Raw genomic sequence first — 16521 nt, forward strand, 5'->3', positions numbered from 1 at the left:
TTTTCTTGACCTTTAAGTCAGAAAACAATTGACCGAAAAGTCAGAACTGCTAAATTCAGCTCACGTCGATACAACAATAATGAATCTGCGAGGCCTTCCGTGATCCAGTTTTTACTCAACCAGGAACTCCGTAGCGAGCATGCCCTGGACCCGAACCTGACCGTGCTCAATTACCTGCGCGAACACGTTGGTAAACCCGGCACCAAGGAAGGCTGCGCCAGCGGCGACTGCGGCGCATGCACCGTGGTGGTGGGCGAATTGGAGACGGACGCAGAAGGTGGCGAGCGTATTCGCTACCGCAGCCTCAATTCGTGCCTGACCTTCGTCTCGTCGCTGCACGGCAAGCAATTGATCAGCGTCGAAGACCTCAAGCACGATGGCCAGCTGCACAGCGTCCAGCAGGCGATGGTCGATTGCCACGGTTCGCAATGTGGTTTCTGTACCCCGGGCTTCGTCATGTCGTTGTTCGCCCTGCAAAAGAACAGCGAGCAGCCCGACGCCCATAAGGCCCACGAAGCGTTGGCCGGTAACTTGTGCCGCTGCACCGGTTACCGGCCGATCCTGGCCGCCGCCGACCAGGCCTGTTGCGCCAAGCAGCCCGACCAGTTCGACGCCCGTGAGGCCCAGACCATTGCCCGCCTCAAAGCCATCGCACCGACCGAGACCGGTGAACTCAACTGCGGCGACAAACGCTGCCTGGTGCCGCTGACCGTGGCTGACCTGGCCGACCTCTACGACGCCTACCCACAAGCACGGCTGCTGGCCGGCGGCACTGACCTGGCGCTGGAAGTCACCCAGTTCCACCGCACCCTGCCGGTGATGATCTACGTGGGCAACGTCGCCGAACTCAAGCGCGTCGAGCGTTTCGATGATCGCCTGGAAATCGGCGCGGCCACCGCGCTTTCCGATTGTTACGAGGCCCTGCAAGCCGAATATCCGGACTTCGGCGAACTGCTGCAGCGCTTCGCCTCGTTGCAGATCCGCAACCAGGGCACCCTGGGCGGGAACATCGGCAACGCCTCGCCCATTGGCGACTCGCCGCCCCTACTGATCGCCCTCGGCGCGCAGATTGTGCTGTGCAAAGGCCAGACTCGCCGCACCCTGGCCCTGGAAGATTATTTCATCGATTACCGGGTCACCGCCCGCCAGGAAAGCGAATTCATCGAAAAGATCATCGTGCCCCGGGCCAGCGCCGAGCAAGCGTTTCGCGCCTACAAAGTCTCCAAGCGCCTGGACGACGACATTTCCGCCGTGTGCGCGGCGTTCAACCTGCGCATCGACAACGGCATGGTCCGCGAGGCCCGTGTGGCCTTCGGTGGCATGGCCGCGACCCCCAAGCGCGCCAAGCACTGTGAGGCCGCCCTGATCGGCGCGCCCTGGACCGACAGCACCCTCGAACGCGCCTGCGCGGCCCTGGCGGAGGATTTCACGCCTCTGTCGGACTTCCGCGCCAGCAAGGAATACCGCCTGCTCAGTGCCCGCAACCTGCTGCGCAAATATTTCATCGAACTGCAAACGCCCCACATCGAGACTCGGGTGACCGCTTATGTCTAATCATCACGCCGTAGAAAAGACCCAAGCCGAACTGGCGCAACTGTTCGCCCGCGACCTCACCACCGGCGTGGGCCGCAGCGTCAAGCATGACAGCGCCGCGAAGCACGTTTCAGGCGAGGCACAGTACATCGACGACCGCCTGGAATTCCCGAACCAATTGCACGTCTATGCACGGCTCTCGGACCGCGCCCACGCGCGGATCCTGCGCATCGACACCGCGCCTTGCTACGCCTTCGAAGGCGTGCGCATCGCCATTACCCACCAGGACATCCCGGGCCTGAAGGACATCGGCCCGTTGCTGCCCGGTGACCCGCTGCTGGCGATCGACGATGTGCAGTTCGTTGGTCAACCCGTTCTGGCCGTTGCCGCCAGGGATCTCGAAACGGCGCGCAAGGCAGCCATGGCGGCCATAGTCGAATACGAGGACCTGGAACCGGTGCTGGATGTGGTCGAGGCGCTGCGCAAGCGGCATTTCGTGCTCGACAGCCATACCCACCAGCGCGGCGATTCAGCCACGGCGCTGGCAAGCGCCGAACATCGCATCCAGGGTTCACTGCACATCGGCGGCCAGGAACATTTCTACCTGGAAACCCAGATTTCCTCGGTGATGCCCACCGAAGACGGCGGCATGATCGTCTACTGCTCGACCCAGAACCCCACCGAAGTGCAAAAGCTGGTGGCCGAAGTGCTCGGCGTGTCGATGAACAAAGTGGTGGTGGACATGCGTCGCATGGGCGGTGGGTTCGGCGGCAAGGAAACCCAGGCCGCCAGCCCGGCGTGCCTGTGCGCCGTCATCGCGCACCTCACCGGCCAGCCGACCAAGATGCGCCTGCCCCGGGTCGAAGACATGCTGATGACCGGCAAGCGCCATCCCTTCTACATCGAATACGACGTCGGCTTCGACAGCACCGGTCGTCTGCACGGCATTGCCTTGGAACTGGCTGGCAATTGCGGCTGCTCGCCGGACCTGTCCGCCTCGATCGTCGACCGAGCGATGTTCCATGCCGACAACGCCTACTACCTGGGCGATGCAACGATCAACGGCCACCGCTGCAAGACCAACACCGCCTCGAACACCGCTTACCGTGGTTTCGGCGGCCCCCAAGGCATGGTCGCCATCGAAGAGGTGATGGACGCTATCGCCCGTCACCTGGGGCTCGACCCCCTGGCGGTGCGCAAGGCCAACTACTACGGCAAGACCGAGCGCAACGTCACGCATTACTACCAGACCGTCGAGCACAACATGCTCGAAGAGATGACCGCCGAGCTTGAACAAAGCAGCCAATACGCCGAGCGCCGCGAAGCGATCCGCCGCTACAACGCAGGCAGCCCGATCCTGAAAAAGGGCCTGGCGCTAACGCCGGTGAAGTTCGGCATTTCGTTCTCCGCCAGCTTCCTCAACCAGGCCGGCGCGTTGATTCACGTCTACACCGACGGCAGCATCCACCTCAATCACGGCGGCACAGAGATGGGCCAAGGCTTGAACACCAAGGTCGCCCAAGTGGTGGCCGAGGTATTCCAGGTGGAAATGGACCGCGTGCAGATCACCGCGACCAACACCGACAAGGTGCCGAACACCTCGCCCACCGCCGCGTCCAGTGGCGCCGACCTGAACGGCAAGGCGGCGCAGAATGCCGCCGAAACCATCAAGCGGCGCCTGGTGGAGTTCGCCGCGCGGCAATACAAGGTCAGCGAGGAAGACGTGGAATTCCACAACGGCCACGTGCGGGTGCGCGATCACATCCTGACCTTCGAGGCACTGGTTCAACAGGCGTATTTCGCGCAGGTCTCGCTGTCGAGCACCGGTTTCTACAAGACCCCCAAAATCTACTACGACCGCAGCCAGGCCCGTGGCAGGCCGTTCTACTACTACGCCTACGGCGCGGCGTGCGCCGAGGTGATCGTCGATACCCTCACCGGCGAGTACAAGATGCTGCGCACCGACATCCTTCACGACGTCGGCGCCTCGCTGAACCCGGCCATCGACATCGGCCAGGTCGAGGGCGGATTCATCCAGGGCATGGGCTGGCTGACCATGGAAGAACTGGTGTGGAACGACAAGGGCAAGCTGATGACCAATGGCCCGGCCAGCTACAAGATCCCCGCCGTGGCTGACATGCCATTGGATTTGCGGGTCAAGCTGGTGGAAAACCGCAAGAACCCCGAAGACACGGTGTTCCACTCCAAGGCCGTGGGCGAGCCGCCGTTCATGCTCGGCATCGCCGCTTGGTGCGCCATCAAGGACGCCGTGGCGAGCCTGGGGGATTACCGGCATCAACCGAAGATCGACGCGCCGGCGACGCCGGAGCGGGTGTTGTGGGGGTGTGAGCAGATGCGGCAGTTGAAGGCTGTGAAGCCTGCGCAAGCCGAGGTCGAGTTGGCTTCACTTTAAACCGCGGCGCGGCCTTCGCGAGCAGGCTCCCCCACAGGGACCGCGTTCCAAATGTGGGAGCGAGCCTGCTCGCGAAAACGGCCGAACAGACAACAGAGATGTCGAGGTGAACATGTACAACTGGATCAGCGCCCTCGCCGACCTGCAAACCCGCGGAGAACCCTGCGTGCTGGTGACGATCATCGAAGAGCTTGGCTCCACGCCGCGCAACGCCGGTTCGAAGATGGTCATCAGCGCCAGCCAGACGTTCGACACCATCGGTGGCGGTCACCTGGAATACAAGGCCATGGAAATCGCTCGGCAGATGCTCGCCAGCGGCCAGCAGAACACGCATCTGGAGCGTTTCAGCCTCGGCGCCAGCCTTGGCCAGTGCTGCGGCGGCGTCACCGTGTTGCTGTTCGAACCCATGGGGCAGGTCCAGGCGCAGATCGCCGTGTTCGGCGCCGGCCATGTCGGCCGGGCCTTGGTGCCGTTGCTGGCAAGCCTGCCCTGCCGGGTCCGCTGGATCGACTCGCGGGAGGCGGAGTTTCCTGAACAGTTACCCCATGGTGTGCGCAAGATCGTCACTGAAGAGCCATTGGATGAAGTCGACGACTTGCCCGCCGGCAGCTACTGCATCGTCATGACCCACAACCATCAGCTCGACCTGGAACTGAGCGCCGCGATTCTCAAGCGCAACGACTTCGCCTATTTCGGCCTGATCGGCTCGAAGACCAAACGGGTCAAGTTCGAACACCGCTTGCGGGATCGCGGCTTCGACAGCGGCACCCTGCAACGTATGCGTTGCCCGATGGGCATTGGCGAAGTCAAAGGCAAATTGCCTGTGGAAATCGCCATCTCCATCGCCGGCGAAATCATCGCCACCTATAACGCGGATTTCGGCCAGCACACCTCGCGCGCCGAACCCATTGCCAAGTTGCTGCCGGTTTCGCGCCGCAGCCAGCGTTAATCTTTTTATCGAGACAGACCATGCCCCTGACACGCAAAGCCTACCGCGCCGCCCTGCTCCACAGCCTCGCCGACCCGGTCGAAGTTGGCATCGAGGCGTCCTATGAATATTTCGAGGATGGCCTGCTGGTGGTGGAAAATGGCCAGATCAGCGCCATCGGCCACGCCCATGAGCTGCTGCCGACCCTGGCGGCGGATATCGAAATCGCCCATTACCCGGATGCGCTGATCACTCCAGGCCTCATCGATACCCATATCCACCTGCCTCAGACCGGTATGGTCGGCGCCTATGGCGAGCAACTGCTGGACTGGCTCAACACCTACACCTTCCCCTGCGAAAGCCAATTCGCCGACCCGGCCCACGCCGAGGCAGTGGCGGATATTTTCGTCAAGGAACTGCTGCGCAACGGCACTACCACGGCCCTGGTGTTTGGCAGCGTGCATCCCCAATCGGTAAATGCATTTTTCGAGGTGGCCGAGAAGCTCGACCTGCGCATGATTGCCGGCAAGGTGATGATGGACCGCAACGCCCCGGACTATCTGGTCGACACTGCCGAATCCAGCTACACCCAAAGCAAGGCACTGATCGAGCGTTGGCATGGCAAGGGTCGCCTGCACTACGCCGTGACGCCGCGCTTCGCGCCGACCAGCACCCCGGAGCAACTGACCCTGGCCGGCCAGTTGCTCAGTGAATACCCGGACCTGTACATGCAGACCCACATCAGTGAGAACCTGCAGGAAGTGCAATGGGTCAAGGAATTGTTCCCGGAGCGCAAGGGATACCTGGACGTCTACGACCACTACCAGTTGCTCGGCGAACGTTCGGTGTTCGCCCATGGCGTGCACCTGTGTGACGACGAATGCGCGCGCCTGGCCGAGACCGGATCGGCCATCGCCTTTTGCCCGACGTCGAACTTCTTCCTCGGCAGTGGCCTGTTCAACTTGCCGATGACGGAGAAGCACAAAGTGAACGTGGGCCTGGGCACGGACGTGGGCGGCGGCACCAGTTTTTCGCTGCTGCAAACCCTGAACGAAGCCTACAAGGTCATGCAACTGCAAGGGGTGCGGCTGAGCCCGTTCAAATCGCTGTACCTGGCCACCCTCGGCGGGGCCCGGGCCTTGCGCCTGGACGACAAGATCGGGACGTTGCAACCGGGAACGGACGCGGATTTCCTGGTGCTGGACTACAACGCCACGCCATTGCTGAGCTATCGCCTGAAGCAGGCCAAGGACATTGCCGAGCGGTTGTTCGTGCTGATGACGCTGGGGGATGATCGGGCGGTGGCGCAGACTTATGCGGCGGGTCGGTTGGTGCACCAGCGGTAGGTTGTATTGCCTGCCAGGACGCTATCGCGAGCAAGCTCCCACAGTGGATTTGTGGTGTACACATAACCCTGTGGGAGCGAGCTTGCTCGCGATTGGCGGTATGACTGGTTCAACCCTCAGAGCTTGGCAGGCGAACGCCCCGGCTTCTTGCTCTGCAACAGGTGCGAGAACACCGCGTGCAAGTCATCCGACGCGCTTTCTTCGTCGAGGTTGAGCTTGCTGTCGATGTGGTCCATGTGATGCATCATCAGGTTCACCGCCAAGGCCGCGTCACGGGCCTCGATGGCGTCGATCAATTGGGTGTGTTCGTCATAGGAACAGTGCGAGCGGTTGCCGCTTTCGTACTGGGCAATGATCAACGAAGTCTGCGACACCAGGCTGCGCTGGAAACTGATCAGCGGTGCGTTTTTTGCCGCCTCGGCCAGTTTCAGGTGGAACTCGCCCGACAGCCGGATGCCGGCGCCACGGTCGCCACGGGAAAAACTGTCGCGCTCGTCGCTGACCATCTGCCGCAGCTCGGCAAGCTGCTCGGCCGTGGCGTGCTGGACCGCCAGCTCCGTGATCGCCTTCTCCACCATGCGCCGGGCGAAGAACACCTGGCGGGCCTCTTCGACACTTGGGCTGGCAACCACCGCGCCACGATTGGGCCTCAGCAACACCACGCCTTCATGGGCCAGGCGCGACAGCGCGCGGCGAATGATCGTGCGGCTGACCCCGAAAATCTCCCCCAGCGCCTCTTCGCTCAATTTCGTACCGGGCGCCAGGCGCTGTTCGAGGATGGCCTCGAAAATGTGCGCATAGACAATATCGTCCTGGGTTCCGCTGCGGCCGGCTTTGCCAGCTCGCGGTTGTTTCTTGAGGGGCTGCAACTGTTCGTTCATGGGCACTCGAGTCGGGAGAACTGCGGCGATTTAACCGTGACTGTAATACGGCACAGCGGGTCGCTGGCAAGTATCGCGTAAAAAACACGGCGATTGTACACAACCTCTGATGGCAACACGACTGTACGGCTGTTTGCGGACACGGCTGTATCGCGACCGGTCGGTGCGTTGAGTTTAGGCTTTAAACCCGAACCTGTGGCGCCACTCGCCCAGTCAATCTACAACAAGGACCGCCGCCCACCATGACCGAAGTCACGACCGCGCCACTTCGTCCATTGGCCGATACATCGCCCTCGGCCATCGTTGCCGGTTTCATCGCCATGATGACCGGTTACACCAGTTCCCTGGTGCTGATGTTCCAGGCCGGACAAGCGGCGGGCCTGACCACCGGGCAGATTTCCTCGTGGATCTGGGCCATCTCCATCGGCATGGCGGTGTGCTCCATCGGTTTGTCGCTGCGCTACCGCACGCCCATCACCATCGCCTGGTCGACACCCGGCGCGGCGCTGCTGATTACCAGCCTCGGCGGCGTAAGTTATGGCGAGGCCATCGGCGCGTACATCACCTGCGCGGTACTGGTCACGATCTGCGGCCTGACCGGCAGCTTCGAGCGCCTGGTCAAGCGTATTCCTGCCTCCCTGGCGGCGGCGTTGCTGGCAGGCATTTTGTTCAAGATCGGCAGCGAGATTTTCGTCGCGGCCCAGCACCGCACCGGTCTGGTGCTGGGGATGTTTTTCACCTACCTGATCGTCAAGCGCCTGTCGCCACGTTATGCGGTGCTGGCGGCACTGCTGGTCGGCACGGCGCTGTCGGGCGTGCTGGGGCTCCTGGATTTCAGCGGTTTTGCCTTGGAAGTCGCGACGCCGGTCTGGACCACGCCGCACTTTTCCCTGGCCGCCACCATCAGCATCGGCATCCCATTGTTCGTGGTGGCAATGACCTCGCAGAACATGCCCGGCATCGCGGTGCTGCGCGCCGATGGCTACAACGTACCGGCCTCGCCGTTGATCACCAGCACCGGCATCGCCTCGCTGCTGTTGGCGCCGTTTGGCTCCCATGGCATCAACCTCGCTGCGATCAGCGCAGCGATCTGCACCGGGCCGCACGCCCACGAAGATCGCAACAAGCGCTACACGGCGGCCGTGTGGTGTGGAGTTTTCTACGGAATTGCCGGGGTTTTCGGCGCGACACTGGCGGCGTTGTTCGCGGCGCTGCCCAAGGAACTGGTGCTGTCCATCGCGGCGCTGGCCCTGTTCGGGTCGATCATCAACGGCCTGAGCATCGCCATGAGCGAAGCGAAGGAACGGGAAGCGGCGCTGATCACCTTCATGGTCACGGCGTCGGGGCTGACGCTGTTTTCCATCGGCTCGGCGTTCTGGGGAATTGTGGCGGGGGTGTTGACGTTGCTTATCCTCAACTGGCGCAACGCTTAAAAGCATCGCGAGCAGGCTCGCTCCCCCAGGGGACTTGTGTCGCTCACATAACCTCGTGGGAGCGAGCCTGCTCGCGAAAGCGGCCTGAAGGACGACAATTACTTAACAGACAGGCACAAAAAAACCGGCACCTGTGAAGGTCGCCGGTTTTTTTAACATCAAGCCTTCGAATTGATCGGCTTTTCCGGATACCACACGTCCAGCAACGGGCTGACTTCAACGCTGGTCAGCTCAGGACGGGCCTTGAGCCAGGCTTCGACGGCAGCGCGCTGCTCTTCGGTAACCGAGCCACGCTTCTGCAGGCAAACCAGGCCGTAGTCGTCACCGCCGACATAACCCAGGCCGTTGGCTTCCATGGCTTCTTTCAGGAAAGCGTCGAGGAAAGCGTCAATAGCCTCATCGGCCAGATCTTCTTTGAAATCCAGGTTCAGTTCGAAACCCAGCTCTTGAAATTCATCCACGCACAGCTTTTTGCGCAGACGCTGGGAACGGTTAGTCGCCATTGAAACAATCCTCATAAGTAATAACGGCCGGCACTTTACCAGTTTGGTGCGTCGATTGCCCGACTCATCGGGCATCTGTGCCTACCGTCGGTAAAAAAATACCGCTTCGGCGGGCTTGGGCACGGCACAAGCCGTTGCGCCTTGGGGCATAATGCCGAACTTTCATGACCGTTGAGGACGTTCATTTTCATGTCCTCGTCTTTTCTCCCCTCGCCTGCAGGGTTTTACTTCACATGATCAAATCTTTGCGTCCACTGCTTCTGGCCAGCCTTCTTCTTCCCCTGGCCTTTCCGGTCTCCACCAGCGCCGCCACCATCAACACCGCCCTGTCGCCCAATGTGCAAAAGGCCCTCAAGAACAGCAAGCTGCAAGACAACGCCCTCTCCCTGGTGATGGTGCCGCTCAACGGCCCCGGCACCCCGACGCTTTACAACGCCGACGTCTCGGTGAACCCGGCGTCCACCATGAAGCTGGTGACGACCTACGCGGCCCTGGAAATGCTCGGGCCGAACCACCAGTGGAAAACCGAGTTCTACACCGACGGGACCCTCAGCGGCGGGATCCTCAACGGTAACCTGTACCTCAAGGGCGGCGGCGACCCCAAGCTGAACATGGAGAAGCTCTGGCTGTTGATGCGCGATTTGCGAGCCAACGGCGTGCAACAAGTCACCGGCGACCTGGTGCTCGACCGCAGCTTTTTCATCCAGCCGCAATTGCCCGAGTTCAACGACGACGGCAACGATGTGAACAAGCCCTTCCTGGTCAAGCCCGACTCGCTGCTGGTCAACCTGAAGGCCCTGCGCTTCGTGGCCCGCAATGACGGGGGCCGGGTGCTGGTGTCGGTGGAGCCTCCCATTGCCAACATCCGCATCGAAAACGTGGTCAAGGCCGCCAACTCCAAGCAATGCACCGGCGGCGTGCGCTACAACCCGGTGGCCCAGGCGGACGGCAGCATGACGGTGACCGTCAGCGGCCAGCTCGGCGAGGGTTGCAGTTCCCAGACCTACCTGTCGCTGCTCGATCATGCCACCTACACCGCTGGCGCCGTACGGGCAATCTGGAAAGAACTGGGCGGCAGCATCCAGGGCAACGACCGCCTGGCCGCGACCCCGAAGAGCGCCAAACTGTTGGCCCGGGCGTTCTCCCCGGACCTGGCGGAGATCATCCGCGACATCAACAAATACAGTAACAACACCATGGCCCAACAACTGTTCCTGAGCCTGGGCGCGGAGTTTCGCAACGAGGCCGACGGTGACGACGCCAAGGCGGCGCAACGAGTGGTACGCCAATGGCTGGCCAAGAAAGGCATCACGGCGCCGCACCTGGTGATGGAAAACGGCTCGGGCCTGTCCCGCGCGGAACGGGTCAGCGCCCGGGAAATGGCGGCGATGCTGCAAGCGGCATGGCGCAGCCCGTACGCGGCGGAATTCGTCAGCTCGATGCCCATCGCCGGCACCGACGGCACCATGCGCAAACGCTTGAAGACCACTGCCATGGCGGGCGAAGCCCACATCAAGACCGGCACGCTGAACACCGTCCGCGCCATTGCCGGCTACAGCCGTGACATCAATGGCAATACCTGGGCGGTGGTGGCCATCCTCAACGATCCGAAGCCATGGGGCGCTTCCTCCGTGCTGGACCAGGTGCTGCTGGACCTGTATCGCCAGCCGAAACTGCCCCAGGCAGCGTCGCTGCTCTGAGCCAGGCCCCAACACCAACCCAATGTGGGAGCGAGCCCGGTCGCGATTCGGTTGACCAGCACACATCAATGCTGGTTGAGACACCGCTATCGCGAGCAAGCTCACTCCCGCAGCGGTTAGCGTGAAGCCATTATGCCAACTGCACCTCGACCCGATCCCGTCCTGCCTGCTTGGCCGCGTAAACCCCAGCGTCAGCCCGCAGCAGCAACGCATCGGCGCCTTCGCCGGCGCGCCAACTGGCCACGCCAAAACTGGCGGTGATGATGCCCACGTCGTCAATCGGCGCGCTGCGAAGACCATCCCACAACCCCAACGCCAGCGTGTAGGCGCTTTCGCTGTCGGTATCCGGGCATAGCACCACGAACTCCTCCCCGCCCAGCCGGCAAAACACATCGGTGCGGCGCAGTCGCTGGGTGATCCGCTGGCAGACCGCCTGCAACACCCGGTCCCCCACCGCATGGCCGTGCTGGTCGTTGATACGCTTGAAATGATCGATATCGAGCATGACCACCGTCAGCTCCCCGGAGCCACGTTCGACCCGGGTCATTTCCGCCGTCAGGCGCTCCTGGAAATAGCGCCGGTTGCGAATCCCGGTCAAGGCGTCGGTGACCGACAGCGCCCGCAGCTCTTCCTCGACGCGCTTGAGGTCCGAGATGTCGGAAATGTAGCCGTGCCATAACACGCCGCCGCCGGGCAACTGTTCGGGAGTCGCCTCGCCACGCACCCAACGCAGCCCGCGATGCGGCAGTTGCACCCGGTACTCCTCCCGCCAGGGGCTCAAGGTATCGGCCGAGGTGCGAATCGACGCGCGTACCCGTGCGCTGTCGGATGGATGGATACGCGAGAAAATCGCATCAGCGTGCCGCACCAGCACATCAGGCTCCAACTCATAAATGTCGCGGATGCCATCGCTGGCGTAGATCACACTGAACCCGCCGTTGAAATCCATCTTGAATTGATAGATGCCGCCAGGCACATGGGCGCTGAGTTTCTTCAACAGCAGATCCCTCGCCGCCAGCGCTTCGTGGACGCGCTTGCGCTCGGTGACGTCGATGCAGATCGCCAGGTGCCCGACCCATAATCCCTGCTCATCGAGCACCGGCGTAGCCAACATGTTGACCGTCAGGTGACTGCCGTCGCGGCGCACCAGGGTCCACTCACGAGCCTGTTGTCCACTTTGTTCGCCGCCCTCAAGCAGCATCGCGTGACATGTCGGGATCGGTTTTCCAAAGCGGGCCGCCAGTTGTGCGGCCCGGTGTTGCAACTCGCGGGGAACGTGGAGGCTCTCCAGGGTCATGCTTTGCAGGACGTCACAGCTGCGGTAGCCGAGCATCTGTTCGGCGCCGGCATTGAACGTAGTGATGACACCGCGCAGGTCGGTGGCGATGATCGCAACCTGGGTCGCGGCATCGAGCACGCCCCGCAGTTGGCCGTGGGTGCCGCGCAGTTCCGACTCCCGGGCCCGCAATTCCCGGGTGCGCTGCTCCACCAGTGCCAGGGCCCGCTGCCGTTGGCTGACCAGCGTATAAAACAACGCGCTCAGTAACAGGCTGAGCAATGCGCCCAGCACTGTCAGGCTTGTCACGCTGGAATGGTTGCTCGACAGGAACAGGCGGCTGGGACGCAATTCGACCCGGAAGTCCCGGTCCGCGAGGCGCAGTAACCGGGTCGCTGCCAAATCGCTTTTGCCCGGCTGGTCCGACGTCTCGTACAGCACCTCCCCATGATCGCCATCGGACAGGTCGATCACACGCATCGACAGATTGTCGCGGCCCGGCGCAGGCAGGTCATCGGCGACCAGCTGGCGCATGCTGACGGCGGCCACCACGTATCCGAACGGCTCACCGGCCAGATGCCGACTCACGGGGGCTGCGAGCACGACCCCGCGGGAAAAGGCCGGGTCGACCCCTATCAGGTTAACCGGTTGGGAAACCACCAGGGCGTTACGCTGGCGGGCCCGCTCCAGCGTCACACGGCGTAACGGCTGCGAAAGAAGATCCAGGCCCAGCGGCGAGCCATAGGACGGTTGGCTCTGGACGTACAGCACCGGTACGTATTCGTCCCGTTCTATGGCCGGGTGCAACATACCGGCTTCATCCTGTTCGCGAATGGCATAGGTGCCAGACACCTCGGCCCGCGCCTGTTGTTCAAACGGCTGCCGATCGTCCCGAAAGACCCGGGGCGCCCAGGCAAAGGCCCGGGTGCGCCGCAGCAGGGCTTCGGTGTAGCCATGGAACTCGCTGTTGGAAACCCCGGAGGAGTTGGCGAAGAAACGTCTCAGGCTGTCGAGGCGTTGCTCCTGATCCTGGAAACGTTCCTGGAGGCGGCTATAACGCTCTTCGGCTTGCAGTTCGAAGCGCTGGCGCAATTGCTGGTTGAACAGGTTCAGCGTGCCCCAGGCCAGCAAACCGGTCAGCAGCAAGCCCGTCATCAGGACCAGGGACGCCACTAGCCATGCCGAAACATCTTCACTGATAAAGCCCAGGATTCTGGGACGCACCTGATGTAATGCCATACACATAACTCAGAAAGGGACCAGGCATATGTACAGCCCCGGCCACAGCCTAGTTATAGCTATCTGCCATCACTTTAGCCAGCCCCAATGATGCCCGGGAGCCTTGTATTTCAAGGCTTCGCTGGATCCAATGCCTCGAGATCAGCGCGCCATGATTTTCCAGGCGCGGTGGATTTTGCCGTTGCGGGCGAAATCCGGGTCGATGGTCTTGGCGGTGATTTCCTCCACCGCATAACGCTCGGCCAGGTTTTCTTCGAGCTGGAACTTGCGGAAGTTGTTGGAAAAATACAGCACGCCGCCCGGCGCCAGGCGCGCCATGGCCAGGTCGAGCAGTTGCACGTGGTCGCGCTGCACGTCGAACACGCCTTCCATGCGCTTGGAGTTGGAGAAGGTCGGCGGGTCGATGAAGATCAAGTCGTACTCCTCGCGACTGGCTTCAAGCCAGGCCATGACGTCGCCCTGCTCCAGGCGGTTCTTGTCCGAAAAGCCATTGAGGGACAGGTTGCGCCGCGCCCAGTCCAGGTAGGTTTTCGACAAATCCACGCTGGTGGTGCTGCGCGCACCGCCCTTGGCGGCGTGGACGCTGGCGGTCGCGGTGTAGCAGAACAGGTTCAGGAAACGCTTGCCGGCTGCCTCCTTCTGGATCCGCAGGCGCATCGGCCGGTGGTCGAGGAACAACCCCGTGTCCAGGTAATCCGTGAGGTTGACCAACAGCTTCACGCCGCCTTCGCTGACCTCGGTGAATTTGCCTTGGGCGCTCTGGCGCTCGTACTGTTTGGTGCCGCTCTGGCGCTCGCGGCGCTTGATGACCACGCGGCTCTTGTCGACATTCAAGGCCTGGGGAATCGCCGCCAGCGCATCGAACAACCGGGCCGAGGCCTTTTCCGGATCGATGGATTTGGGCGCGACGTATTCCTGGACGTGCACCCAATCGTGGTACAGGTCGATGGCCATCGAGTATTCGGGCATGTCGGCATCGTAGACACGATAGCACTCCACGCCCTCACGCTTGGCCCACTTGCTCAGCAACTTCAGGTTTTTTTGCAGCCGGTTGGCAAACATCTGCCCGCCTTCGCTCAGGCGCGCCTGCTCGATCACCGGGGCGGGTGCCGGGGCTGGCTTGATGGGGTTGCCGTTCTTGTTGTACTGGCGCTCCTGGGGGACATCCGGGGCCTGGTCGTAGGCGGATTGTTCACGCTCGGCCTGGCGTTGTTCCGGGGTGCGACGCTCGCCCGTGACGAACTGATCCGGCAGCACCTTGATCAACAGCAGCTTGCAGGGCAAGGCGCCGTTCCAGAACGAATACTGCTTGTGGCTGCGAATGCCCATGCGCTTGCCCAGGTCCGGCGCGCCGGTGAACACCGCCGCTTCCCAGTTGAGGCAGGCCTGGCGCAGGCGTTCGCCGAGGTTCTGGTAGAGATACAGCAGGCTGGCTTCGTCGCCCAGACGCTCGCCATACGGTGGGTTGCAGATCACCAGGCCCTTCTGGTTCTGGTCCGGGCGTGGTTCGAAAGTGGCGACTTCGCCCTGGTAGATCTTGATCCACTCGCTCAGGCCCGCGCGTTCGACGTTGTTGCGGCCCGGCTGGATCAGCCGTGGGTCGGCCTCGTAGCCACGAATCCACAACGGCGGCTTGGCCAGTCCGGCGGCGGCGCGCTCGGTGGCCTCCTCATGGAGCTTGCGCCACAGCGCCGGCACATGGCCGAGCCAGGCGGTAAAGCCCCATTGCTGACGACGCAGGTTGGGCGCCATGTCGGCGGCGATCATGCCGGCTTCCACCAGGAACGTGCCGACGCCGCACATCGGGTCGGCCAGCGCCCCGCCTTCGGCGGCAATGCGCGGCCATCCGGCGCGGATCAGGATCGCGGCGGCGAGGTTTTCCTTCAATGGTGCGGCGCCTTGCTGCAAGCGATAGCCGCGCTGGTGCAGGCTGTGGCCCGAGAGATCCAGGGAAAGGATCGCTTCGCCACGGTCCAGGCGCAGGTGGATGCGCAGGTCCGGGTTGAGCTTATCGATGGAAGGACGGTCGCCCGAAGGGGTGCGCAATTTGTCGACGATAGCGTCCTTGACCTTCAAGGCGCCGAAATGGGTGTTGTCGATGCCCGAGCCGTGACCGCTGAATTCCACCGCCAGGGTGCCATCGGGCAGCATGTGGTCTTGCCAATCGACATCCAGTACGCCGTGGTAAAGGTCTTCAGCGTCCTTCATCGGGAAGCGCTTGAGCACCAGCAACACGCGGTTCGCCAGGCGCGACCATAGGCAGAGCCGATAGGCTGTCTCCATGTCAGCGCTGCCGCGAACGGCCGAGGTGTGCTCGCGCGCCTCTTCAAGGCCAAGCCCGACGGCTTCCTCAAGGAGCAGGCCTTCGAGGCCCTTGGGACAGGTGAGGAAGAGTTCGAAACGGTCGGACATGGGATTTCCAGAGCCTTTGGCTAAGTGGGCCGGGCAACGCATTGCCGGGCCGGGTTCAATCAGGTGCTTTTCTCAAGAGCACCCGCGTGGCACGAGCGTGTGCCGTTCCGTACTCGCCGCTCAGGTTCAAAGAGCTTAGATGCGTGTACAGATAAAAAAATTCTGTGCAACAAATTGTGAAAAGTCACCCCTTTCGTCGAATAGTACCCGAGTGCAACAGGGGGACATTCTCATCCGACCATGGCGACCGCCTTTCGGCGCAGGGCTGATCATACAGGGGTCTTGCTCAAAAGCGGGTATTGAACATCATGTTACTTATCGCACTAGCATCTTTAATGTTACGTGCTTATGACAAAACGATCATTCCATCCGTGTGACGCTTTGGTTAGAACTCACCACAGGTTGACGTCGCAACGGCGTCAACACCTCGGCTCGTCACGCCGGCAACGAGCCGCCAACGGCAGAATGATTCTGCCCCGGCCTCAATAGAGGTCGACGCTAAGCAACAGTCAACAAGTGAGGGCAACACCCTATGAGAAGACTTAAGCGTGATCCGTTGGAAAGAGCATTTTTACGCGGTTACCAATATGGCGTTGGTGGTAAATCCCGTGAGCTTTGCCCCTTTACTCTACCGTCGGTACGTCAAGCCTGGATCAATGGCTGGCGGGAAGGACGCGGCGACAACTGGGACGGTATGACCGGCACTGCGGGTATCCATAGACTCAACGAACTTCACGCCGTCGGCTGACACAGGGCTTATTACTCAAGAACTCGACAATTTGACATCCAAACCGATTTAACCACGCACGTCCCATCCGGACGGCGGGCTACGGCCCAAGGGGCTCCTTCTGGAGCCC

11 protein-coding genes are annotated in these 16521 nt (G+C 62.1%); 7 read left to right on the top strand and 4 right to left on the bottom strand.

Translation table 11 applies throughout. The annotated features are described in order from the left end of the window. The first annotated feature begins 99 nt into the window (after window positions 1–99). From xdhA to guaD, 4 genes are all read left to right on the top strand, one after another. Complete coding sequence (gene xdhA / locus J3P76_RS16565; protein ID WP_434563224.1) at window positions 100–1554, top strand: xanthine dehydrogenase small subunit; 1455 nt, start codon at window positions 100–102, stop codon at window positions 1552–1554. Continuing rightward, window positions 1547–3946, top strand: a complete 2400-nt coding sequence (xdhB, locus tag J3P76_RS16570; RefSeq protein ID WP_434700991.1) for a xanthine dehydrogenase molybdopterin binding subunit — start codon at window positions 1547–1549, stop codon at window positions 3944–3946. Before xdhA ends, xdhB begins: the two co-directional genes overlap by 8 nt. 112 nt (window positions 3947–4058) lie before the next feature. Beyond that, a complete protein-coding gene (xdhC, locus tag J3P76_RS16575) occupies window positions 4059–4895 on the top strand; it encodes a xanthine dehydrogenase accessory protein XdhC (protein WP_434563220.1) in 837 nt (278 codons plus the stop codon). A 20-nt stretch (window positions 4896–4915) separates the two neighbouring features. Continuing rightward, window positions 4916–6220: a guanine deaminase gene (guaD, locus tag J3P76_RS16580; RefSeq protein ID WP_434700992.1), complete on the top strand. Its 1305-nt coding sequence runs from the start codon at window positions 4916–4918 to the stop codon at window positions 6218–6220. Window positions 6221–6336: 116 nt separating this feature from the next. Here guaD and J3P76_RS16585 read toward each other — a convergent pair whose 3' ends face one another. Next, window positions 6337–7101, bottom strand: coding sequence for a GntR family transcriptional regulator (locus J3P76_RS16585; protein ID WP_420764733.1), 765 nt, complete (start codon window positions 7099–7101; stop codon window positions 6337–6339). Window positions 7102–7343: 242 nt separating this feature from the next. Between J3P76_RS16585 and J3P76_RS16590 the strand changes: the two genes are divergently transcribed. Next, window positions 7344–8534: a benzoate/H(+) symporter BenE family transporter gene (locus J3P76_RS16590; protein WP_434563216.1), complete on the top strand. Its 1191-nt coding sequence runs from the start codon at window positions 7344–7346 to the stop codon at window positions 8532–8534. Window positions 8535–8692: 158 nt separating this feature from the next. Here the strand turns inward: J3P76_RS16590 and J3P76_RS16595 are convergent, their stop codons facing one another. After that, window positions 8693–9037, bottom strand: a complete 345-nt coding sequence (locus J3P76_RS16595) for a YggL family protein (RefSeq protein WP_249875505.1) — start codon at window positions 9035–9037, stop codon at window positions 8693–8695. Between the two features lie 233 nt (window positions 9038–9270). Between J3P76_RS16595 and dacB the strand changes: the two genes are divergently transcribed. Next, window positions 9271–10737 (top strand): D-alanyl-D-alanine carboxypeptidase/D-alanyl-D-alanine endopeptidase, encoded by a 1467-nt coding sequence (dacB, locus tag J3P76_RS16600; protein WP_434675100.1) that lies wholly within the window; start codon window positions 9271–9273, stop codon window positions 10735–10737. Between the two features lie 130 nt (window positions 10738–10867). On the opposite strand, the gene J3P76_RS16605 is transcribed toward dacB, so the two are convergent. Together J3P76_RS16605 and rlmKL are read right to left on the bottom strand one after the other, a co-directional pair. Further along, the gene (locus tag J3P76_RS16605; RefSeq protein ID WP_434700993.1) at window positions 10868–13252 is read right to left on the bottom strand and encodes a sensor domain-containing diguanylate cyclase; all 2385 of its coding nucleotides are present in this window, start codon (window positions 13250–13252) and stop codon (window positions 10868–10870) included. A 141-nt stretch (window positions 13253–13393) separates the two neighbouring features. Next, entirely contained in the window at window positions 13394–15664 is a 2271-nt protein-coding gene (gene rlmKL / locus J3P76_RS16610) for a bifunctional 23S rRNA (guanine(2069)-N(7))-methyltransferase RlmK/23S rRNA (guanine(2445)-N(2))-methyltransferase RlmL (RefSeq protein ID WP_434650472.1), read from the bottom strand. Window positions 15665–16196: 532 nt separating this feature from the next. Here rlmKL and rmf point away from each other — a divergent pair. After that, on the top strand, window positions 16197–16412 hold the full coding sequence (rmf, locus tag J3P76_RS16615; protein ID WP_003223300.1) for a ribosome modulation factor: 216 nt from the start codon (window positions 16197–16199) through the stop codon (window positions 16410–16412). The last annotated feature ends 109 nt before the right edge of the window (window positions 16413–16521 follow it).

Source organism: Pseudomonas sp. D1-36, assembly GCF_051132205.1.
GTDB lineage: Bacteria > Pseudomonadota > Gammaproteobacteria > Pseudomonadales > Pseudomonadaceae > Aquipseudomonas.

Excerpts from the sequence above, each read along its gene's own strand:
- J3P76_RS16605 (WP_434700993.1), bottom strand. The coding sequence starts at position 13,252 with ATGGCATTACATCAGGTGCGTCCCAGAATCCTGGGCTTTATCAGTGAA.
- rlmKL (WP_434650472.1), bottom strand. The coding sequence starts at position 15,664 with ATGTCCGACCGTTTCGAACTCTTCCTCACCTGTCCCAAGGGCCTCGAA.
- xdhC (WP_434563220.1), top strand. The coding sequence starts at position 4,059 with ATGTACAACTGGATCAGCGCCCTCGCCGACCTGCAAACCCGCGGAGAA.
- J3P76_RS16595 (WP_249875505.1), bottom strand. The coding sequence starts at position 9,037 with ATGGCGACTAACCGTTCCCAGCGTCTGCGCAAAAAGCTGTGCGTGGAT.
- guaD (WP_434700992.1), top strand. The coding sequence starts at position 4,916 with ATGCCCCTGACACGCAAAGCCTACCGCGCCGCCCTGCTCCACAGCCTC.
- dacB (WP_434675100.1), top strand. The coding sequence starts at position 9,271 with ATGATCAAATCTTTGCGTCCACTGCTTCTGGCCAGCCTTCTTCTTCCC.
- xdhB (WP_434700991.1), top strand. The coding sequence starts at position 1,547 with ATGTCTAATCATCACGCCGTAGAAAAGACCCAAGCCGAACTGGCGCAA.
- J3P76_RS16590 (WP_434563216.1), top strand. The coding sequence starts at position 7,344 with ATGACCGAAGTCACGACCGCGCCACTTCGTCCATTGGCCGATACATCG.
- rmf (WP_003223300.1), top strand. The coding sequence starts at position 16,197 with ATGAGAAGACTTAAGCGTGATCCGTTGGAAAGAGCATTTTTACGCGGT.
- J3P76_RS16585 (WP_420764733.1), bottom strand. The coding sequence starts at position 7,101 with ATGAACGAACAGTTGCAGCCCCTCAAGAAACAACCGCGAGCTGGCAAA.